The 18,133-nt window shown below is 67.0% G+C and carries 15 protein-coding genes and 1 pseudogene; 5 read left to right on the top strand and 11 right to left on the bottom strand.

From position 1 onward, the window contains the following. Positions 1–32 precede the first annotated feature (32 nt). The 3 genes from KK7_RS0107970 to KK7_RS0107960 are packed head-to-tail and all read right to left on the bottom strand — an operon-like array spanning position 33 to position 5,451. Positions 33–1,394 (bottom strand): efflux transporter outer membrane subunit, encoded by a 1,362-nt coding sequence (locus KK7_RS0107970; protein WP_010544117.1) that lies wholly within the window; start codon positions 1,392–1,394, stop codon positions 33–35. Further along, positions 1,391–4,459 carry an efflux RND transporter permease subunit gene (locus KK7_RS0107965; RefSeq protein ID WP_010544116.1) on the bottom strand — a complete coding sequence of 1,023 codons (3,069 nt, stop codon included), beginning with the start codon at positions 4,457–4,459 and terminating at the stop codon, positions 1,391–1,393. Before KK7_RS0107965 ends, KK7_RS0107970 begins: the two co-directional genes overlap by 4 nt. Continuing rightward, the gene (locus KK7_RS0107960) at positions 4,459–5,451 is read right to left on the bottom strand and encodes an efflux RND transporter periplasmic adaptor subunit (RefSeq protein WP_157999994.1); all 993 of its coding nucleotides are present in this window, start codon (positions 5,449–5,451) and stop codon (positions 4,459–4,461) included. The genes KK7_RS0107965 and KK7_RS0107960 overlap by 1 nt, the downstream gene beginning before the upstream one ends. Positions 5,452–5,529: 78 nt before the next feature. Between KK7_RS0107960 and KK7_RS20340 the strand changes: the two genes are divergently transcribed. Both KK7_RS20340 and KK7_RS20335 read left to right on the top strand, forming a co-directional pair. Continuing rightward, entirely contained in the window at positions 5,530–6,198 is a 669-nt protein-coding gene (locus KK7_RS20340; RefSeq protein ID WP_010544114.1) for a response regulator, read from the top strand. Continuing rightward, a complete protein-coding gene (locus tag KK7_RS20335) occupies positions 6,198–7,208 on the top strand; it encodes a sensor histidine kinase (protein ID WP_010544113.1) in 1,011 nt (336 codons plus the stop codon). Before KK7_RS20340 ends, KK7_RS20335 begins: the two co-directional genes overlap by 1 nt. A 191-nt stretch (positions 7,209–7,399) precedes the next feature. On the opposite strand, the pseudogene KK7_RS20330 reads toward KK7_RS20335, so the two are convergent. The 3 genes and pseudogenes from KK7_RS20330 to KK7_RS0107930 all read right to left on the bottom strand — a co-directional run bounded on the left by KK7_RS20330 (position 7,400) and on the right by KK7_RS0107930 (position 11,719). After that, positions 7,400–8,776, bottom strand: a pseudogene (locus tag KK7_RS20330) (transposase). A 108-nt stretch (positions 8,777–8,884) separates the two neighbouring features. Continuing rightward, positions 8,885–10,303, bottom strand: coding sequence for an ISNCY family transposase (locus KK7_RS0107935; RefSeq protein WP_010544112.1), 1,419 nt, complete (start codon positions 10,301–10,303; stop codon positions 8,885–8,887). Between the two features lie 441 nt (positions 10,304–10,744). After that, positions 10,745–11,719: a glycoside hydrolase family 43 protein gene (locus KK7_RS0107930; protein ID WP_202798671.1), complete on the bottom strand. Its 975-nt coding sequence runs from the start codon at positions 11,717–11,719 to the stop codon at positions 10,745–10,747. 159 nt (positions 11,720–11,878) lie between these two features. On the opposite strand from KK7_RS0107930, the gene KK7_RS0107925 reads away from it, so the two are divergent. From KK7_RS0107925 to KK7_RS0107915, 3 genes are read left to right on the top strand one after another with little or no spacing between them, the layout of a single operon-like run. Further along, positions 11,879–13,942 carry an autotransporter outer membrane beta-barrel domain-containing protein gene (locus KK7_RS0107925; protein ID WP_010544110.1) on the top strand — a complete coding sequence of 688 codons (2,064 nt, stop codon included), beginning with the start codon at positions 11,879–11,881 and terminating at the stop codon, positions 13,940–13,942. Then, positions 13,939–14,439: a TadE/TadG family type IV pilus assembly protein gene (locus KK7_RS0107920; protein ID WP_029623050.1), complete on the top strand. Its 501-nt coding sequence runs from the start codon at positions 13,939–13,941 to the stop codon at positions 14,437–14,439. The genes KK7_RS0107925 and KK7_RS0107920 overlap by 4 nt, the downstream gene beginning before the upstream one ends. Continuing rightward, a complete protein-coding gene (locus tag KK7_RS0107915) occupies positions 14,436–14,846 on the top strand; it encodes a TadE/TadG family type IV pilus assembly protein (protein ID WP_010544108.1) in 411 nt (136 codons plus the stop codon). Before KK7_RS0107920 ends, KK7_RS0107915 begins: the two co-directional genes overlap by 4 nt. A gap of 21 nt (positions 14,847–14,867) precedes the next feature. Here KK7_RS0107915 and KK7_RS0107910 read toward each other — a convergent pair whose 3' ends face one another. From KK7_RS0107910 to KK7_RS0107890, 5 genes are all read right to left on the bottom strand, one after another. Beyond that, on the bottom strand, positions 14,868–15,608 hold the full coding sequence (locus KK7_RS0107910; protein WP_010544107.1) for an HvfC/BufC N-terminal domain-containing protein: 741 nt from the start codon (positions 15,606–15,608) through the stop codon (positions 14,868–14,870). Then, positions 15,605–16,426 carry an MNIO family bufferin maturase gene (gene bufB, locus KK7_RS0107905; protein ID WP_029623048.1) on the bottom strand — a complete coding sequence of 274 codons (822 nt, stop codon included), beginning with the start codon at positions 16,424–16,426 and terminating at the stop codon, positions 15,605–15,607. The genes KK7_RS0107910 and bufB overlap by 4 nt, the downstream gene beginning before the upstream one ends. 59 nt (positions 16,427–16,485) lie before the next feature. Continuing rightward, positions 16,486–16,746: a BufA2 family periplasmic bufferin-type metallophore gene (gene bufA2, locus KK7_RS0107900; RefSeq protein ID WP_010544105.1), complete on the bottom strand. Its 261-nt coding sequence runs from the start codon at positions 16,744–16,746 to the stop codon at positions 16,486–16,488. Positions 16,747–16,822: 76 nt separating this feature from the next. Next, complete coding sequence (locus KK7_RS0107895) at positions 16,823–17,485, bottom strand: DUF1109 domain-containing protein (protein ID WP_010544104.1); 663 nt, start codon at positions 17,483–17,485, stop codon at positions 16,823–16,825. Beyond that, the gene (locus tag KK7_RS0107890; protein ID WP_029623046.1) at positions 17,485–18,018 is read right to left on the bottom strand and encodes a sigma-70 family RNA polymerase sigma factor; all 534 of its coding nucleotides are present in this window, start codon (positions 18,016–18,018) and stop codon (positions 17,485–17,487) included. Before KK7_RS0107890 ends, KK7_RS0107895 begins: the two co-directional genes overlap by 1 nt. Between the last annotated feature and the right edge of the window lie 115 nt (positions 18,019–18,133).

Below are 18,133 nucleotides of genomic sequence, written 5' to 3'. Positions count from 1 at the left end.
TTCCGCAGATTCAAGCCTTCAAGGCCGCCCGCTCAACGAGGGGCTGCTGCGTCCTCCCAACCACCGCCGAGACTGCGAAACAGGAAGACTTGCCGTTGAGCAAGGCGGCGGCCCGCGAGTATGCCGAGGAGTTCGGTCTCGTAGGCCGTGCGGCGGGCGTCGAGAGCAACAAGCGGATTTGCATCGCCCACACGGACACGCGCTTCGGCTCGGCGCGCTGCGGTCTGTGCGTCCACCAAGGCGGCTGCAAACGACTGGTTGGCGCGACGTTCGGCATCCACATCAGCCAGAGCCGTTTCCACTTCGCGCAGGGCCCTGAGCCATGCGGCGTCATACTGGGCGAGCGCGCCTTCCTGATTGGCCTCGGCCAGTGCGATGCGGGCCTTGATGCGGGCAGGATTGAGGAACGACCAGCTGATCAGCGGCGTGATGAAAGCATCCAGCGAGCCGCGGATGAGGCCACCCGATGCGCCGAGCGTCACGCGGGGGTACATCTCGGCTTTCGCCACTTTCACCCGCGCGGCAGCCGCCGCGAGCCGCCGCTCTGCCTCGCGGATATCGGGGCGGCGGGCGAGCAGGCCTGCACCATTGCCAATCGGCAACGCTGCCGTCAATGACGGCGGGCGCTCGCACCGAAACTGTGCGGCCTCGGCAGGCGGCAGGCCCTCCAGATTGGCTAGGAGATAGCGGGCGCGCTGCGAGTCAGCCTCGAAGAAAGGCAAGCCAGCTTCCAGCCTGCCCAGCAATTGGCGGGCCTGCGCCAGTTCGAGCGGAGACACTTCACCCGCCTTTACCTGAAGCGAAACAGTTTCCGCCAGCGCGCGCTGGGTCGCAATCTGGCGCGTCGCGACACGGGAAAGTTCACCGGCCCAGCAGAGATCGAGCCAGGCCCCGACCACATCGGCCGCCACCGCTAGACGCACACCGTCACGAGCTGCCGCTGCCGCCTCGGCATCGGCACTGGCGGCGGATGACTGATTGCGCAGGCGGCCGAAGAGATCGGCCTCCCAGACTGCTTCCGCGCCCAGTTCGTAGCTCGATTTGGGCACGCTGGTCGTGCTCGGCTGGTTGGCTCCGCGCGTCGTCGGGCTGGCTCCGCTTTCCAGCGCCACGTCCGGCGTGCGGGTCGCGCCTGCCAGCCGGGAATTGGCGCGCGCTGCATCGAGGTTCGCGACCGCCAGGCGCACATCGCGGTTGGCGGCAAGCGCGCGGGCGACGTGCTCGTTCAGCGCGGCATCGCCGTAGAGTCGCCACCATTTGTCGGGCAGCGGCGCAGAGTTAGCTGCGCCCACGAACGGTGCGCTGGCGGCAGGCGGTGGTAAGGGTGCTGCGTCCGGCGGCGATTTCGCCACGCATCCTGCCAGCAAAAGAGCGACCAGCAGTGCGCGCTTCATGCGGCTCGCCCCTTGCCGAAGCGCAAGTAGAGTGCGGGCATCCAGATCAGGTTGAGCACGGTCGAGCTCACCAGTCCGCCAAGGATCACGAGTGCCATGGGGTATTCGATCTCGTGGCCAGGCACGTTGCCGCGCACCACCAGCGGGAGCAGCGCCAGCGCCGCCGTGCCTGCGGTCATCAGGATCGGCACCAGCCGTTCGGCGGCGCCCCGCTGCACCAGCGCAAGGCCGAAGGGCTGATCCTCCCCGCGCTCCAGATGGCGGAAGTGGCTGAGCAGCATGATGCCGTTGCGCGCAGAGATACCCAGCACGGTAACGAAGCCGACCAATGCGCCCATCGAGAGCACCCCGCCGCCCAGTGCCGCTGCCGCAACGCCGCCGACCAGCGCGAAGGGCAGGCTGAGCGCGACAAGCGCAACGATCCGCCCCGAACGAAACTCCAGCCAGACGAGGAACAGAATGCCGACGAGGCAAACAAGCGAGAGCCAGCCCAGCTGCGCCTTCGATTCCTGCAATGTTTTCCACTCGCCGAGGAACTGGGGGTAATAGCCGGCGGGCATGGTCATGGTTTTCACCTTGCGCTCGACCGCCTGCGCCACGCTGGCGAGATCGGCGCCGTCCTTGATATTGAGTGTAACATCGATGCGCCGCGAACCTGCCTCGCGTTTGATCTCGCCCGCTGCCGGGGCCACGCCGACGCGCGCAAGATCACCGAGGCGAAGTGCCGATCCCGTCTGGCCGGGAACGACTAGCCGCCGGAGCGCGCCAAGATCGCTGCGGGCCTCCGGCACCGCCCACACCGCGACGTCGAAGCTCTTCTGGTCGCGGTAGATTTCGCCGACCCGCGTCCCGCCGATCAGCGTGGCCGCCGTGCGGCGCACATCGCCTGCGGTCACACCGGCAAGCGCCAGAACATCGGGCCTCGGCGCAATCTGGATCTGCGGGATCAGGCTCTGCTGCTCCACTTTCAGGTCCTTGACGCCCTCGATGCCATCGAGCGCGCCGCGCACCTTTTCGGCAAGGCTGCGAAGCTCGGCCAGATCGGGGCCATAGAGCCGCACCACGACAGTCGCACCGGCCCCGGTGAGCACTTCCTTGATGCGTTCGCGCAAGTACGTCAGCACATCGCGCTGAAGGCCTGGATAGCCGGCGATGGCGGTCTCGATGCGCTTCACTGCCGCGTCATGGTCGGCGGTTTCATCGAGGCTGATCCACAGTTCGGTGAAATTGGGCCCGTAGACTTCATCGCCCTGCTCGGCCCGGCCGATATGCGAACCGAAGTTGCGGACGCCGGGGATCGCGGTGAGTTCCTTGGACGCGCGCATGGTGATTCGGTCCATCGCTTCGATTGAAGTGCCGGGCTTCTCGACGAAGTGCATAAGGAAATCGGTTTCGCGGAAATCGGGCAGGAACTGCTGGCGCAGCAGGCCCATGCCCGCGAATGACAGCAGGATGCCGCCCGCAACCACGGCGACTGCGATACCGCTCCGGGGGGCTAGCCGTTCGAGCACGCGGCCATAACGGGTGCGCAGGCCGATCACCCAGCGCGGTTCGGCGCGCTCCGCCGCGCCCGGCAGCAGCATGAGGCACATCGCCGGGGTGACCGTCAAAGCCACCAGAAGCGAGGCTGCGATGGCCGCGATATAGGCCATTGCGAGCGGACGGAAGAAACTGCCCGAGACGCCGCCGAGGAAGAACACCGGCAGGAACACCAGCATGACGATGGCGCTGGCAAACACCACCGCGCTGCGCACTTCCAGGCTGGCCGCCAGCACCACGGCGAACGGCGAGCGCGGCTGTTCTCGCGCTGCTTCGAGCCGCAGCCGCCGTCCGATGTTCTCGACATCGATGATCGCATCGTCAACGATTTCGCCCAGCGCGATCACCAGCCCGGCGATCACCATGGTGTTCATGCCGACCCCGAATGCAGTGAGCGCCAGCACGGCCCCCACAAGCGAGAGCGGGATGGCGGTCATGCTGATCAGCGCGGTGCGCCAGTTGCGGGTGAACAGGATGAGCACCGCAGCCACCAGCAGAACGCCGATACCCATTGCCTCACCCAGATTGGCCAACGCGCGTTCGATGAAGGTCGCAGGGCGGAAGATCGTGCTGTCGACGTTCATGCCCTTGAGGCCGGGCCGCAGTTCGGCCAGCGCCTTGTCGATGCCGCGCGTCACGTCCAGCGTATTGGCGCCGAGCTGCTTCTCCACGATCAGCAGCAGGCCAGGGCGGCCATTGATGATCGCATCGCCGATGGGCTGCGCAAAGCCTTCGGTCACCTTGGCGACATCCCCGATGCGCACGGGCGCGCCGCCAACCGTGCGGATGACGGCGCTCGCCAGATCACTGCCAGTCTTGACGCCGACCACCTGCCGCACGGCCAGTCGCTGGTTGGGGCTGTCGACGAAACCACCGCCTGCAATCACCACCGCATCGCCTGCCGCGCGCTGGACATCGGCCACCGTCACCCCGGCAGCCGCAAGCCGCACCGGATCGACCTGAACCTGCAACTGCCGGTCACGCGCGCCCCACATCGCGACATTGGCGACACCGGGTACCGCCATGAGGCGCGGGCGGATCGTCCAGCGCGCCATTTCGGTCATGGTCATCTGGTCGAGCGTGTCGGACCAGATGCCGATCTTCATCGCCCGGCTGGTGGCCGAGAGCGGCGCGAGCATGACCGGCGGGCGCACCGCAGCAGGCAGCCGCGGGATGACCGTTGCCAACCGTTCCTGCACCATCTGGCGCGTGCGGACCGGATCGGCGGCACGGTCCATCACCAGCACCACCGACGAGAGGCCCAGCACCGATTTTGAGCGCAGCGTGGTAAGGCCCGGCACCCCATTCACCGCCGTTTCGATGGGCACCGTGACCAGCGCCTCCACGTCCTCGGTCGCCAGTCCCGGTGCCTCGGTCTGCACCTCCACGATGGGCGGCGCGAACTCTGGAAAGACATCGAACTTGGCGTTCATGGCGGAGCGCACACCGATCACGGTCAGCACAGCCGCAATTGCCATTACCAGCGCGCGCTGGCGCAGCGACGATCCGATCAGCGCGGCAAGCATCACTTGGTGCCGAACTCGGTGCCGAACAGTTCGGCAGCCCCGGCGGTCACGACCCGAACGCCAGAAGCGAGGCCGCGCGCCACCATGGCCCGCTTGCCCATGATGCGGGCAACTTCCACCCGCCGACGTTCAAACTGGCGAGGCGCGGTTTCGACATAGACCCATTCGCCGCCATTGATGTCGGTCAGGATCGCCGAGGCGGGCACTTCGATGGCGGCAGCGTCGGGGCCGCCCTGTTCCGGGAGATCGACGAGCACCCGTTCGCCTACCCTCAGGCCTGCCCGCATGGCCGGAGCGTAGTAGAGATCAATGCTGGCCGCTCCCGTCGTGGCCGTGGCTGGCCCACGCACGGGCGTTGCCACGATCCCGCCAGTGCCGCCCACCGGCCTGACGGAAACGGAGGCTCCACGATCAAGCCGCGCCAGGTCGGCAGCGGGGACTTGCGCGCGCACCCAAAGTGCCCCGCCATCGGCTAGGGTTGCCACGGCAGGCCCAAGCGCCCGCCTCTGCCCGGTTGCGCCGGCCAAAGCAGCCTTGGCGGCGGCGACCTGCTGGGTCGCCTCATCGCGTGCGCGTATGCTGCCAGCTTCTGCGTCCACAAGGCCGCTGGCGCGCCGTAGATTGGCCTCGGCCAGCGTCAGATCGGCCATCGCGCGCTGCGCATCGGCATCAGCACGCGCCTGCAATCCCGCCAGCGCTGTCTGATCGGTTCCGGCTGCCACTGGCAGACCACCGCCACGCGGCGCGGCAACGATCTCGCCGGGCACGGTCCGGGCAAAGACGTTCGCCTTTGCGGCGCCCGCCACTTCGGTTTCCAGGCCAAGCCGACGCACCGCGTCCGCGGTCAATGTCAGGCGCATGAGCTCGGTTTCATGCCCGACCGCGTCCACTTTGGCAGGCGGCTGTGGTTTGTCCGCAGGGGCCGCCCCGCAGGCCGATACGCCGCAGGCAAGGATGAACGCAGTCAGCGAAGCGTGTGGACGAAGGGGCATCTGCACTGCCTAGCAAACAAGGCTGACGTAACACTGACGTGCTGGGCGCAGTGCCCAGCAACTGGTATCGCTTCGTCCATGCACATCCTACTGATCGAAGATGAAACGCATCTGCGCGTGTTGGCTGCAGAGGGCTTGCGACGACGCGGCTTCGTCGTCGATTCGGCTGGCTCGCTGGCTAGTGCGCGCGATTGTCTGGGTGTGGTGCACCTCGATGCGGCCATCGTTGATCGCCGCCTGCCCGATGGCGAAGGACTTTCCCTGCTCCCGGATTTGGCGCTGCGTGGTGTGCCATCCTTGGTCGCCACGGCCTATGGCGATATCGAGGACCGCATCGCCGGCCTTGATGCCGGCGCTGACGACTACATCGTGAAGCCATATGATCTCGACGAAGTGGCCGCGCGGCTGCGCGCGCTGCTGCGCCGCCCCGGTCAGCGCGTGCCCCCGGTTCTGACTCACGGCCTGTTGCGGCTGGACCCAGCCGGAAGGCAGGCCTGGCTCGGTGATGTACGACTCGATCTTGGACGACGCGAGTTCGCCCTCCTCCAGCTGCTTATGGAATCCGCGCCCAATGTCGCCGTGCGCGATATGGTGCAGGACCGGCTCTACACGCTCGATGAAGCGGTGAGCCCAAATGCGGTGGAGGCTATCGTCTCACGGCTGCGTCGGCGGCTTGCGGCTGGTGGCTGTGGGATCGAAAGCCGGCGCGGCATCGGCTGGCGCCTGGTGCTCGGGACGAGGGCGTGATGGCCTCGCTCAGGAGCCGCATCGGTCTCTCTATCGCCGCCATTATCGTCGTGGCGGCCGTGGCTACGCTCGGTTTCGTTGCCCTTGAATTGAAGGAACTTGAGCAGGGCAGAAATGTCGATCCAGCCCATGTAGAATATGCAGAACTGCTGCTGGTCCTTCTGCCGTTCGCAGTGATTGCTCCGCTGGTGGGCGTGCTGGTGGCCGGCTGGAGCCTCAAGCCGCTCTCTTCCGCCGTCGCCGCATTGCAAGAGATCGGGCCTGACCAACCGGACAGGAGACTTTGCGAGGAAGGACTGCCGAAGGAAATCCAGCCCTTCGTAGCCGCGACAAATCAGGCGCTTGATCGCCTCGCCTTTGCCTATCTGAACGAGCGGCGGTTAGCGGCCGATGCAGCCCATGCGCTTCGCACCCCACTCGCGCTTGCGAAGCTGCGGATAGACCAGTGGCAAGACGGTGCCAGCATCGATGTGGCGGGTCTGGCCACCGATCTGGACCGTATGCAACGGTCCATCGCTCAGGTGCTCGCCATGGCCCGGCTGGATGGCCCCAGTAAGCCCGGTGGTTGCGCGCCCCTTGTCGATGCGTCCCGACTGGCCCGGCAGATTGCCGCCGAGTTTTTGCCACTTGCTGACAAGATGGGCCGCACAATCACCGTCGATGCCGAGTTAGCGGCTCAGGTGAATGTGCCTGACCTCGATGAGGCTTTGCGCAATCTCGTCAGCAATGCGCTGCTCCATGGTCAGAGAAGTGTTTCTTTGTCGGTGTCCGTGACTGGCGAGGAGATTGTCATCATCGTGCAGGATGAAGGGACCGGTGTCCCGGAAGTCGAGAGGATCCGGATGCTCAGTCGCTTCGCCAAAGGGGAGCACTCGCCCGGCTCAGGCCTTGGGCTTGCCATTGCTTCAGCAGTGATGGAACGGGCTGGCGGGCGGCTCACTTGGCCGATGCCTTCAACATTGCAGTTGCATATGGCAGGATGCTCGCTCGCCGCTAACGGCGATGGCTAGCGCGAGTGACTATAGCCTGAGACGCTTTGCAATCAGACTGCTACAGCGCGCTCGATAGTCGGCTTCGGTCAGAAGCAGACGATCGAGCTGGCACATATGCACGACCTATTTTGGTCGATTGTGTTGAAAAAGGCGGCTTCGAGCGCCGGTCGGCATGATGGGTGAGCGCTGCTGACGAGCGGGCGCGGCGCTTACTGCGCTCCGGCCATGGCGGGCATCGGGATAATCTTGGCGAGCTTGCGGAGGTTCTGGGCGGTGGCGGCGAGGTGGAATTCATCTTTCGCACCATTGGGTCCTCGGAGCCGCAGGCGGCGCAGATTGAGGATGCGCTTGAGGTGGGCGAACAGCATCTCGACCTTCTTCCGCTGGCGGCGGGATGCGACATAGGCGTCAGTGTCGGCGATATCGCGCGCCATGTCGCGGGCGCCCTCATGGATTGAACGCAGGATCTTGCGGGTGGGTGCGTTGGGGCAGCAACGCGGCTTGAGGGCGCAGGCGTCGCAATCATACTTGCTGGCGCGGTACCGGGCCATGCCCTCTGCGTCGACGAAGGGGCGCGCTTCCCGATAGTGCTTCCGGCGTTGCCGCAGGCGCTTGCCGGCGGGGCAGACATAGCTGTCATCGTCATGGTCGAAGACGAAGTCGGCGCGCGCGAAGCTGCCGTCGCGCCGGGCCGACTTGTCGAACACCGGGATGTGCGGCTCGATGCCGCGTTCCTCCACCAGCCAGGCCAGGTTCCTGGCATCGCCGTATCCGGTATCCGCCGCGAGCCGCTCGGGCCACAGTCCGAACCGGTCGTGCGTGCGCTCGATCATCCGGCGCTGGGCGGTGACCTCGGCCTGGCGGATCGCGGTGGTCGCCTCGACATCGACGATCACGGCATGGTCGAGGTCGATCAGATAGTTGGTCGAATAGGCGAAGAAGGCGCGGTCGCGTGACGCCGCCGTCCACCGTGCCGCGGGATCGGCCACCGCCAGTTGCTTGGGCGGCACCGGCGTCGCACCGCCGAACGCGGCATCGTCGAGCACGGCCAGATATTCCCGCACCGCATGGCTGGCGCTGGCCGGGGGAAGCTGCCCGGCATCATCGACGACGTTCTGCCGGCCGGCATCGGCCCGGATCAGGCTGGCATCGACCGCGAAGCCTTCGCCGCCGACCAGCTTCTCGGCGATGCAGCGCGCCACCGTCGTCTCGAACAGGCGGCGCAGCAGGTCGCTGTCGCGGAACCTGCCGTGCCGGTTCTTGGAGAAGGTCGAGTGGTTCGGCACGTCGCCTTCCAGCCCGAGCCGGCAGAACCAGCGATAGGCCAGGTTCACATGCACTTCCTCGCACAGCCGGCGCTCGGAGCGGATGCCCATCTAATAGCCGATGATCAGCATCCGCAGCATCAGCTCGGGATCGACCGAGGGGCGGCCCTTCTCGCTGTAGAAGGGACGCAGCTGCTCGCGCAGATCCGACAGGTCGACGAAGCGGTCGATCGAGCGCAGCAGGTGGTCCGCCGGCACGTGCCGCTCCAGGTTGAAGCTGTAGAAGAGCGACTCCTGCGACACGGTTCGCTCGCCCATCATCCGCACGTCTCCCGCCGACCAACGAGAGTGAATCAGACCGTCACCGCGACTTCAAGGGCAGGTTTTTCAACACAATCGGGCGGGAACAGACCGGCAGCTTTTCCATCATCAGCGGACAGTCTGCTTTTCCCCGGCGGCGGAGTCCAGCTGACGCTTTACGCGGGGGAGGGGCGGTCTTCCCCGTCGCTTTGGTAGCTCGTTCCCCAATCGTCCCTCATCCAGCACCACCCGCGACGTAGCGAAAACGCCCACCGACTGTGAGCTGCGAGCTGGCGCATTGTTGTTCCGCTGCCGGTGGTGCGGGTTGGCGCTCTGTATAGCCTGCGCCATGGCAAGGGCCGCGCCAAGCCGCTTGTTCTCGACGATCTCGGCCTGATTGACCCGCTGCATCTTGTCGTAGACGCGGTAGAGCAGAACCACTTCGCCGTGCCGCACCTCAATGCGCCCATCGGGAAATTCGCATACGTGGACGCGCTTGCGGGCCAGCGTCCGCGCCAGCGGCGTCGGCTCCAGGATGAACATCGCCTTGTTGTAGTGGAGCGCCAGAGCGCCGGTGACGGAGCGCTCGACGCGCCAGACCATCTCGGCTTCCACATTCTCGTTCGGGGCAAGCGGCCGATGGGCGTCCCGAGGATCCGCAGGTGGGCAGGCGAACTGAGCATTGTGGCGCAGGAGGTAAGAGAGGAGGAAGGTGTTGGCCTCTTCGATGGAGGAGATGCCTTCAAGCCGCATCGCTTTGACGAGGCGGTTCTGGAGCGTGCTGTTGGCCCGCTCGACCCGCCCCTTGGCCTGGGGTGAGTTGGCGCAGATGATCTCCACGCCGAGCTTGTCGAGCGCGCGGCCGAGGTGCGACATGCCGTCGCTGTCCGCCGTCGCGCGGTTGTTCCGGAAGGCGCTGTGCTTGTCCGAATAGAAGGCGATCGGCTTGCCGTGCTTCTCAAGATAGGTGCGTGTCGCCTGCAGGTAGGAGAGGGCGCTCTCGCTTTCCGCCATCTCAAGGTGCATCAGCTCGCTGGTGGCATCGTCGATGTAGACCAGCAGGCTGCAGCGTGGGCCGCGACCCTCGAACCAGTCATGATCCGAGCCGTCGACCTGGATTAGCTCGCCGCGGCGCTCGCGGCGGTTGCGGGTCTGGTGGAGCCTGGCGCGCTTGGCAGCCTTGGCTCTCCAGAGGCCGGCGCCGATCATCAGCTGGCGCAGCGTCTCGTGCGACAGCGTGATGCCGTGGCGCTCGGCGAGATACTCGGCCGCGAGCGTCGGGCCGAAATCGGCATATCGCTCGCGAACGATGGCAACGACATCCTCGCGGAAGGCATCGCTGAACCGCCGATTGCTGGGGCGGCCTCGCTTCCGCGATACCAGGCCAGCAGCGCCGTCCGCGCGTAGCCGGCGGAGCAGCCGATATAGTTGACTGCGCTCCAGTCCAAGGAGCTCCATAGCCCGGGCCGGCCGAAGCTCGCCGCGCTCGAGCCGCATCAAGGTGTCGAACCGGTGGATCTCGGTATCGCTCATCGCCAGCACCGCCATCGCTGCACACCCTCATTGTCGAGGGCGCCCATGGACACGATCGCCTCAGCGAAGGCACGATTGTGCCATTTCTAATTTGCTGAGCTGTGACATTTGTACGTTGCGCTTACACCCTCCCGCCATCCGAACAATCGATAATATAGATTATGTAAATCATTCTGGAAGGTTGACGTCCGTAGCGCAATTTTCTCGTGCGCACGCAAGCCTGGCTGCCCGCCCCAAAAGCAGTGGTCTCGCAAGAAAAGCGCGGCAACGCATCGTTGTCAGGCCGAAGATCAGCGGCGACGCCCGCGCGTGGATCGTGCCGCCTTAGCACCATCGCCAGCGCGATGTGATGGAGGGTCGCCGTCTCCTCGCCTGAGGTAGACCACTGGTTGGTGCCGGTTGCAGGATCCCAACGCGATCGGCCACACCGTCCGCGCGGTCGGCCCGCAGGTCGGCTCAGGGCTTTCTGGTGGCCGTGACGCCCGCTTCGGTCTGGACGACGGGCTTCATGGTCCTGTCCGGATTGTACGTCAGCCGCTCGACGGTCACCGCGCGGCGGCCGATGGCGCCGTTCAGATCGCCGATCGAAAGGGTCGCATTGTGCAGGAACAGATACCAGTCGCCCTTGAACTCGGCGATGCCGGGGTGGATGGTGAAGCTGTACTTGCCCGAGCCGGTGAGCTCGCCGCGATAGGTCCAGGGTCCCTGAAGGGAGGGCGCGGTGGAATAGGAGATCTTCTCGTCGCGATGCGTCGCGCGATCAAGCGATGCGTAGGTCAGATAGTAGAGGTTGCCGCGCTTGTGTAGCCAGGGCCCTTCCTCGAAATGCGGCGGGGTGATTTCGGTGATCGGCCCGTCGAGCTCGATCATGTTGGGCTTCAACCGGGCGATGTAGCACTGGCGATTTCCCCAGGCGATCCAGGTGGTGCCGTCGTCGTCGGTGAAGACGGTGGGGTCGATGTCCTCCCAGCTATGGGTGCCCTTGGGGGTCATGCGGTTCGTGATCAGGGCCGAGCCCTTGGCGTCGACGAAGGGCCCGGTCGGGCTGTCGGACACGGCGACGGCGATCGCCTTGCCGGGATTGGTCGCGTCATGCTCGACCGCCGCGTAGAACCAGAACTTCCCGTTCTTCTGGATCGCCTGCGAGGCCCAGGCGTCCTGCTTTGCCCATTTGAAGTCGGCGACGCGCAGGATAGGGCCATGATCGGTCCAATGGCGCATGTCGGTCGTGGAGTAGACCAGCCACTCGCGCATGTTGAACATTTCATCGCGCTGGGCTTCGTCGTGCCCGACGTAGAGATAGAGCCTGTCCTTCACCACCAGAGGCGCGGGATCGGCAGTGAACTTGTCCCGGATGATCGGATTCGAGCCGGGCACGGGCGGTACTGCCTGCTGCGCGAATGCCGTCGTTGCGATGCTTGCCAAGCACATTGCGACCAGGGCTGCCTGCGTTCGTCGCTTGCGCATCATTCTCTCCCGCTATTTTGCCTGCGACATTACTCGGTGTAGTTTATGGGTCAACCTGCTCGGCAACGGGGTGCGAGCGCGGCTCGTCCGTTAACCAAGCCTCGACCTAGTTCCGATATATTCATGGCCATGCGCCCGCAGGCCCCGCCCTATTTCCGTCTGATCCCGTGCGCGCTCGGCGGCGATGTGCGTGGCGCCGTCGCCGCGATCGGGGCGCTGGCGATCACCGCCCTGCTGGGCATGGCGACCATCTCCGTCGATCTCGCGCGCGGCTACAGCCAGATGATCAGCAACCAGCGGACCGCTGATGCCGCCGCGCTCAGCGCCGCCCTCGCCTACAGCGCCGCCAACGCCAACGAAGCCGTGCTGCTGCCGACCGCCCAGGACGTGGCGGTGGCGAACGGCATGACCAATGCGATCGTGACCGCGGCGCTGGTGACCGACGTGCCGAGCAGCGGCGCCAAGGCGGTGAAGGTGACCGTGACCACCCCGGTGCCCTTTGCCGTAGCCACCGCGCTGGGCTATCGCGGCAGCTATCAGGTGGGCGCGGCGTCGTTCGCCTCGCTCGGCAGCACCAGCCCGATCGCGCCGCCCTGCATTCTCGCGCTCGCCTCCTCCGGCACCGGTATCGCCACCAGCGGCGGCGCGACCATCGATGCGCCGGACTGCTCGGTCGCGGCGGTGGCCGATATCGCCAATCGGGGGACGCGCATCGCGGCCAAGAACATCGTGTCGGGCGCGGGTAGCGTGCTGAACGACTGGGGCACGCTCACCACCACGTTGCTCCGCTATGCGGGCAGTTTCACCAATCCATCGTGGAACGGCAACATTCCGCCTGCCGACAAGCGGGTCAACACCGCGACCTCGCTCGCCGATCCATTGGAGGGCAATGCCGAGCTGGCGGCCGCACGGCAGCTGATCGGCAGCAGAACGGCGCCGCGCACGATCAGCAATCCCTCGACCCCGGCGGGCGCCGACTGGGTGATCGGCGGATCGCCCTCCATCACCGTTGCGGCGTACCGCAGGGGCTCGTCGAGCAACTTCGTCATACCCGCCGGAACCTACACGATCGGGCGACTGACGATCGAGGGCGGTATGAACGTCCAGTTCCAGAGCGGGTCGACCATCACCGTCGCCAACGGCGTGTCGATCGGCGGCGGATCGACGGTGACGTTCGGCGACGTCAACCTTGCGATCAATGGCGGATTCGACAGCGGTTCGAACGGGGTGACGTTCGGCAATGGCAGCCTGGCGATCGGGAGCGGGACGATCAGTTTTTCGGGGACCAACCGTTTCGGCAACGGGCCTGTGACCGTCAACGGCGCGCTGGCGCTGGGCGGTGGTGCGACACTGGCGCTGGGAGCCGGCGACCATGCCTTCGGCGCGATCAGCATCGCCGGGGGCAGCTGGCTGACGATGGGCGCGGGTGATCTCGACGTGCGCGGCGGCATCGCCATCGACGGCGGATCGACGCTGGCGGCGGGCGCCGGGGCGTACCGGATCGGCGCCGTCGGATCGGCCCCGGCGATCGCCCTGTCCGGCAGCGCGGTGATGCTGATGGGTGACGGCGCGTTCAGCGCGGCCGGCGATATCGTCACTGCCGGCGGCAGCCGGATCGTGTTCGGCCGGACCGCCAACCATCTGATCAAGGGCAATCTGAACGTTGCGGGTTCGGCGCTGTTCGGTGCGGGACGATACACGGTCTCGGGCAATCTGGTGAACGGCACCGGCGGCACTACCTGGCCCTACAGCTCGCCGGTGACGGGCCAGAGCTACGGATCGACGCTGGAGGGCGTCGACGTTTCCGGGTTCGACCTGGCGGGGGTGAACGTGTCGATCCTGCTGTCCGGCACGATCAACCTGGCGGGCGGCGCAAAGAGCAAGCTGATCGCGAGCAGCACCACCGTTTCCGGCGGCGCGATCGCCGACCTGCTGCTCGACAGCCTGACCGGCGAAGCGACGAGTTGGTCGGCGGGCGCGCAGAACGTCTTCGTCGGCGCGGTCCACCTGCCCAATTCCGACCTGACCATGTCGGGCGGGAGCTCCACCTTGTCCGCCGGGCAGTGCTTCATGCTGATCGTGCGGACGATCACCGCAAACGGCGGCGCGGCGGCAGGATCGGCCTGCACAAGCATCGTCGGCAGCGGCAGCAGTGGCGGCGCGACCGCGATCGGGCTGGTGCAATGAACCGGTCCCGCCTGATGCGCGACCAGCGCGGCGCCGCGACGATCGAGTTCGCGATGCTCACCCTGTTCTTCTTCGTCTTCGCCTTGCTGGCGCTGGATGTGGGCGGCTATTTCGTCCAGCGCAGCCAGATGGCGGCGGCGGTGTCGGCCGGCTCGATGTCAGCCTTCGCCAACCGCAATGCGGTGCCGTTCCAGAGCCTGCCGGGCTATGTCCAGAACGCCGCCCGGCTACCCGGCGCGCCGCAGGTAAGCATCGCCTGCAACGGCGTGGCGGGTGGCTGCACCAACAGCAATCGCAGCTGTGCCTGCCTTTCCAAGACCGGCGGCTTCGTCGACGCCATCTGCGGCGGCAGCTGCGGCGCGGGCACGACGCCCGGCTCCACTGGGGGCTATTATCTGCAGATCACCGCCTCTGCCCAGTATAAGGCGATGGTGCTGCCCAGCGGCATGCTGAACGGCACGCCGATCGTGCAGTCCGTGATGATCCGCCTGCAATGAAGCGGCGGACGCTCCCCCACGACCAGGCCGGGGCCACCGCGATCGAGTTCGCGCTGCTGGCGCCGGTGTTCCTCGCGCTGCTGTTCGGCATCGTGGAGGTAGGCCGGCTGCTCTGGGTGAAGCAGGTGCTGACGGAAACCGCCTACAGCACCGCCCGCTGCGCCGCTCTCGCCGCGCCGTGCAAGGCGGCGGCCGACGTCCAGAGCTTCGCCGCGGCGCGTGCGCTGCGCTGGGGACTGAAGCTGGATGCGGCGCTGGTCGCCTATGCGCCGAACATCACCTGCGACGGCAATGCCGCGAGCATGCAGGTGACGATCAGCTACGGCTTCGCCTCTCCCCTCACCGGCTTCCTGCCCATGCTGCCGACGACGGTGCAGGGGCGCGGCTGCTTTCCCAAGCTGTCCTGAGGCGCGCGACAGGGCGACATTTCATTGGATCGCGGCGAGGAGCCCGTCGCGCAACCATCCTCCAAGCCAGGCGCCGGCGATCTCCGCCCCGCGGCCCTCGCCATGTTCGGCTGCCAATGCCGCGCAGAGGTCGCCGAAGCGCATCCCGGACTGGAGCTGACAGATCGCCCCCGCTTCCGTCGGTTCGATCGTCCGGAAGCTGGGATGGAAGCCGTCCCGCCAGACCAGCACGACGCGCGGTGCGGTGAGGGTCTGCGCCGGCGGCAGGACCGTTCCCGCCGAGAGCGCCTGCCACAGTGCGGCGGCATTGGTTGCGACCGGCAGCAGCGCGAGGCTGGGCACGAACGCGAAGCGCGCCTGGTCCCAATCCACTTCGCCCAGCCGGTCCGCTGTGAGCGGCGCGACATCCGGGGAGGTGAATGTCGCTGCCAGGCACCCCTCGATCCGGGCCAGCTCCGCGCATTCGGGATCCGCCGGGTAGAGCGCCGCGATGGTCTCCGGGAAATCCGCCCCATAGGCGTCGAGCGTCCAGGCGCGGGGCGGCGAGGCCTCGACGTGCCGGGCCGATGCCGACAGGAAGGCCGGTTCCCCCAGCCATTGCCGCAACTGCGGGAATCCGCTCTCGAGCGCGGCGATCAGCTGGCTGCGATAGGTGTTGAGATAGACGTCCAGCCCCGCCCCGCCGCCGAGCGCCGTCGCGGCGGACGGGCATTCCGCCTGCAGCCAGCGACCGAAACCGGCCTGGATCTCGGCCAGCGTCACGCGGCCATGTCCAGCGCGGCGATCGCCCGTGCCCGATCGAGTTCGGCGAGCAGCTCCGGCAACGGCGGGATGGCGTCGTCACGCTCGATCATCGTCGCCACCGGCCCCAGCCGCGCGAGCGCATCGGCGTAGAGGGCCCAGACGAGGTCCGGCACCGGCTGGTCGTGCGTGTCGATCAGCAGCGTCTCGCCCCGGCTGTGCCCGGCCAGGTGGATCTGCCGCACGCGCCCCGCCGGAATGCCGGCGAGATAGGCGTGCGCATCGAAGCCGTGATTGGTCGCGCTGACGACAATGTTGTTGACGTCGAGCAGCAGGTCGCAGCCCGTGCGGGCGCAGAGCGCGGCGAGAAATTCCCACTCGGTCCTCTCGGCACCGTCGAAGGCGACATAGCTGGATGGATTTTCGATCAGCAGCGTTCGTCCCAGCGTCGTCTGTGCGGCGTCGACATTGTCGCACACGATCTGCAGCGCCTCTTCCGTATAGGGCAGGGGCAGCAGGTCGTGCGACTGGAAATCGCCGAAGCGCGTCCAGCAGAGATGGTCCGATACGAACAGCGGGTCGATCGCGTCGACCAGGTCGCGCAGCCGGGCCAGATAGTCCGCGTCCAGCCCATCGGCCGAGCCGATCGACATCGACACGCCGTGCAGCGCCACCGGATAGCGCTCGCGCACGCGCCGCAGCACGTCGCGCGGCCGCCCGCCGGGGACCATGAAGTTCTCCGAGATCACCTCGACGAAATCCACCGGCACCGCCGTTTCCAGAAAGTCGGCATAATGCGGCTTGCGAAGGCCGAGGCCGAAGCGATGGGAAGGGTTCATATAGTCGGTTCCCGGCAAGGCGGCGCGGCCCGGCGTGGGTGCCGGGCCGCGCGCACGCGTCACTTCTTCTCGGTCAGGCTGCCGCCCTGCGCCTTGCAGGCCTTGGCGGTGATCGCCTTGAAGCCCTGACCCTTGCAGCTGTTCTGACCCTTGCAGTCGTTGCTGGCGGTCTTGCAGTCCGACGTGCCCTTGCAGCTGTTGATGCCGTAGCAATGGACTAGCTTTTCGGCAGAGGCGGAGGGGGCGGCGACGCTGGCGCCGGACAGCGCGACGAGGGCGGCGGTGGCGGCAATGCTGGCGCCGGTCTGGATCGTGATCATGGCGGAGGCTCCCTGAGCTTGGTTGATGCCGGTTCGGCCTTCCCGATACGCAGGGCGCGCCGCGCCGGTTACACGCTCACCAGCGCAGCACGCGCGGACCGAGGAGCGCCCCGAGCGCGGCAGCCAGGACGATGCCGAGCGTGTACCAGGTGAGCACGAACACAGCCGCGAACTCGTCGCAGTGCAGGCAGTAGATGGTCGCCGCCCAGGCGCCCGCGGCGAGGCCCGCCGCGGCCCCGGCGGCGCGCAGGTCCGTCGGCGCCAGTTTGCGGAACGCCCAGAGCAGGCCGAGGAAGATCGGCACCGCCAGCAGCAGTACGCGCCAGGGGCACCGGTTCCAGCTCCCCCCCAGCCACATCGACAGCCAGTCGCGCATCGGCGTCCGCGCCATCTCCTCGATCGCGAGCGCGGCGAGCAGTAGAATCGGCAGGGCCAGCGGCCAGAACATGCGGAGCGAGCCGCCGGTCGGCCTGGCCAGCCGGACCGTGGCGGCCACCGCGATCAGGCCGAGCGAAATGGTGTAGGCCCATTTCATCCAGAAAGAGAATCCGTACATCGCCTGCGGAAAGTCCGGGCGGGCGCCGAAGAGGGCGAACACCAGCCCGATGCTTACCACGCCGCCGCCGGCGATGCCCAGGGCGATGCGGCGCCCGATATAGCGCCGCGCGATCGGTGGCACATCGGCGGCGAGCGCGGCGATCAGGCGGTCGGTGCCGCGCTCGGCGTCTCCGGGCGCCATCATTCGTGCCCCCGCAGCCGCGCTGCCAGCGCCTTGAGCCCGCGATGCACCGAGACCTTCACGTCGGACTGGCCGATCCTCGCGCTGTCGGCCGCCTCGGCGACGCTCAGTCCGTCCAGATGGGTGTCCCGGATCGCCCGCGCCTGCTTGGGCGAGAGGCCGGAGAGCAGCCGGTCGACGTCGACGCGCGCCGACACGGCTTCCTCGAAGCCCTCCGTAACCAGGATCGCCTCGACATCCTCGATCGGCACCGACACGCGGCGGCGGCGGAGGTGATCGATCAGCCGGTAGCGCGCCACCGCGTAGAGCCATGCGGTGAACGGCCGGTCGCGATCATAGGTGCCGCGCTTGGTATGGATGGCAATCAGCGTTTCCTGCACCAGATCCTCAATATCCTCGTCGCCGCGCATCCGGCGACGGAAAAAGCTGCGAAGCAGCGGCACCAGCGCGCGAAGCAACGCCGCATGTGCCGCGGCATCGCCGTCGAGTCCCGCCGTCATCCACGCTCGTAGCTCTGCTTCGCTGTGCCGCATTCCCACTCCCCGCACGGGCGATACGCAGCCGATGCGCGTCAGGTTACAGCAGGCACGGCAAAAAGGAATCGCAACGGTCGCGGCGGTCCGGCTGTAACCGCGGTCGGGCGACCCG

Origin of the sequence: Sphingomonas elodea ATCC 31461, from assembly GCF_000226955.1 — a bacterium.
Classification (GTDB): domain Bacteria; phylum Pseudomonadota; class Alphaproteobacteria; order Sphingomonadales; family Sphingomonadaceae; genus Sphingomonas; species Sphingomonas elodea.
This window is presented reverse-complemented; position numbering and strand designations above follow the sequence as displayed.

What these genes read in the sequence shown, in the direction of transcription:
- KK7_RS0107960 (WP_157999994.1), bottom strand. Translation starts at nt 5,451, where the DNA reads ATGCCCCTTCGTCCACACGCTTCGCTGACTGCGTTCATCCTTGCCTGC.
- KK7_RS20335 (WP_010544113.1), top strand. Translation starts at nt 6,198, where the DNA reads ATGGCCTCGCTCAGGAGCCGCATCGGTCTCTCTATCGCCGCCATTATC.
- KK7_RS0107970 (WP_010544117.1), bottom strand. Translation starts at nt 1,394, where the DNA reads ATGAAGCGCGCACTGCTGGTCGCTCTTTTGCTGGCAGGATGCGTGGCG.
- KK7_RS0107915 (WP_010544108.1), top strand. Translation starts at nt 14,436, where the DNA reads ATGAAGCGGCGGACGCTCCCCCACGACCAGGCCGGGGCCACCGCGATC.
- bufA2 (WP_010544105.1), bottom strand. Translation starts at nt 16,746, where the DNA reads ATGATCACGATCCAGACCGGCGCCAGCATTGCCGCCACCGCCGCCCTC.
- KK7_RS0107930 (WP_202798671.1), bottom strand. Translation starts at nt 11,719, where the DNA reads ATGTGCTTGGCAAGCATCGCAACGACGGCATTCGCGCAGCAGGCAGTA.
- KK7_RS0107935 (WP_010544112.1), bottom strand. Translation starts at nt 10,303, where the DNA reads ATGGCGGTGCTGGCGATGAGCGATACCGAGATCCACCGGTTCGACACC.
- KK7_RS0107920 (WP_029623050.1), top strand. Translation starts at nt 13,939, where the DNA reads ATGAACCGGTCCCGCCTGATGCGCGACCAGCGCGGCGCCGCGACGATC.
- KK7_RS20340 (WP_010544114.1), top strand. Translation starts at nt 5,530, where the DNA reads ATGCACATCCTACTGATCGAAGATGAAACGCATCTGCGCGTGTTGGCT.
- KK7_RS0107965 (WP_010544116.1), bottom strand. Translation starts at nt 4,459, where the DNA reads ATGCTTGCCGCGCTGATCGGATCGTCGCTGCGCCAGCGCGCGCTGGTA.
- KK7_RS0107895 (WP_010544104.1), bottom strand. Translation starts at nt 17,485, where the DNA reads ATGGCGCCCGGAGACGCCGAGCGCGGCACCGACCGCCTGATCGCCGCG.
- KK7_RS0107925 (WP_010544110.1), top strand. Translation starts at nt 11,879, where the DNA reads ATGGCCATGCGCCCGCAGGCCCCGCCCTATTTCCGTCTGATCCCGTGC.
- KK7_RS0107890 (WP_029623046.1), bottom strand. Translation starts at nt 18,018, where the DNA reads ATGCGGCACAGCGAAGCAGAGCTACGAGCGTGGATGACGGCGGGACTC.
- bufB (WP_029623048.1), bottom strand. Translation starts at nt 16,426, where the DNA reads ATGAACCCTTCCCATCGCTTCGGCCTCGGCCTTCGCAAGCCGCATTAT.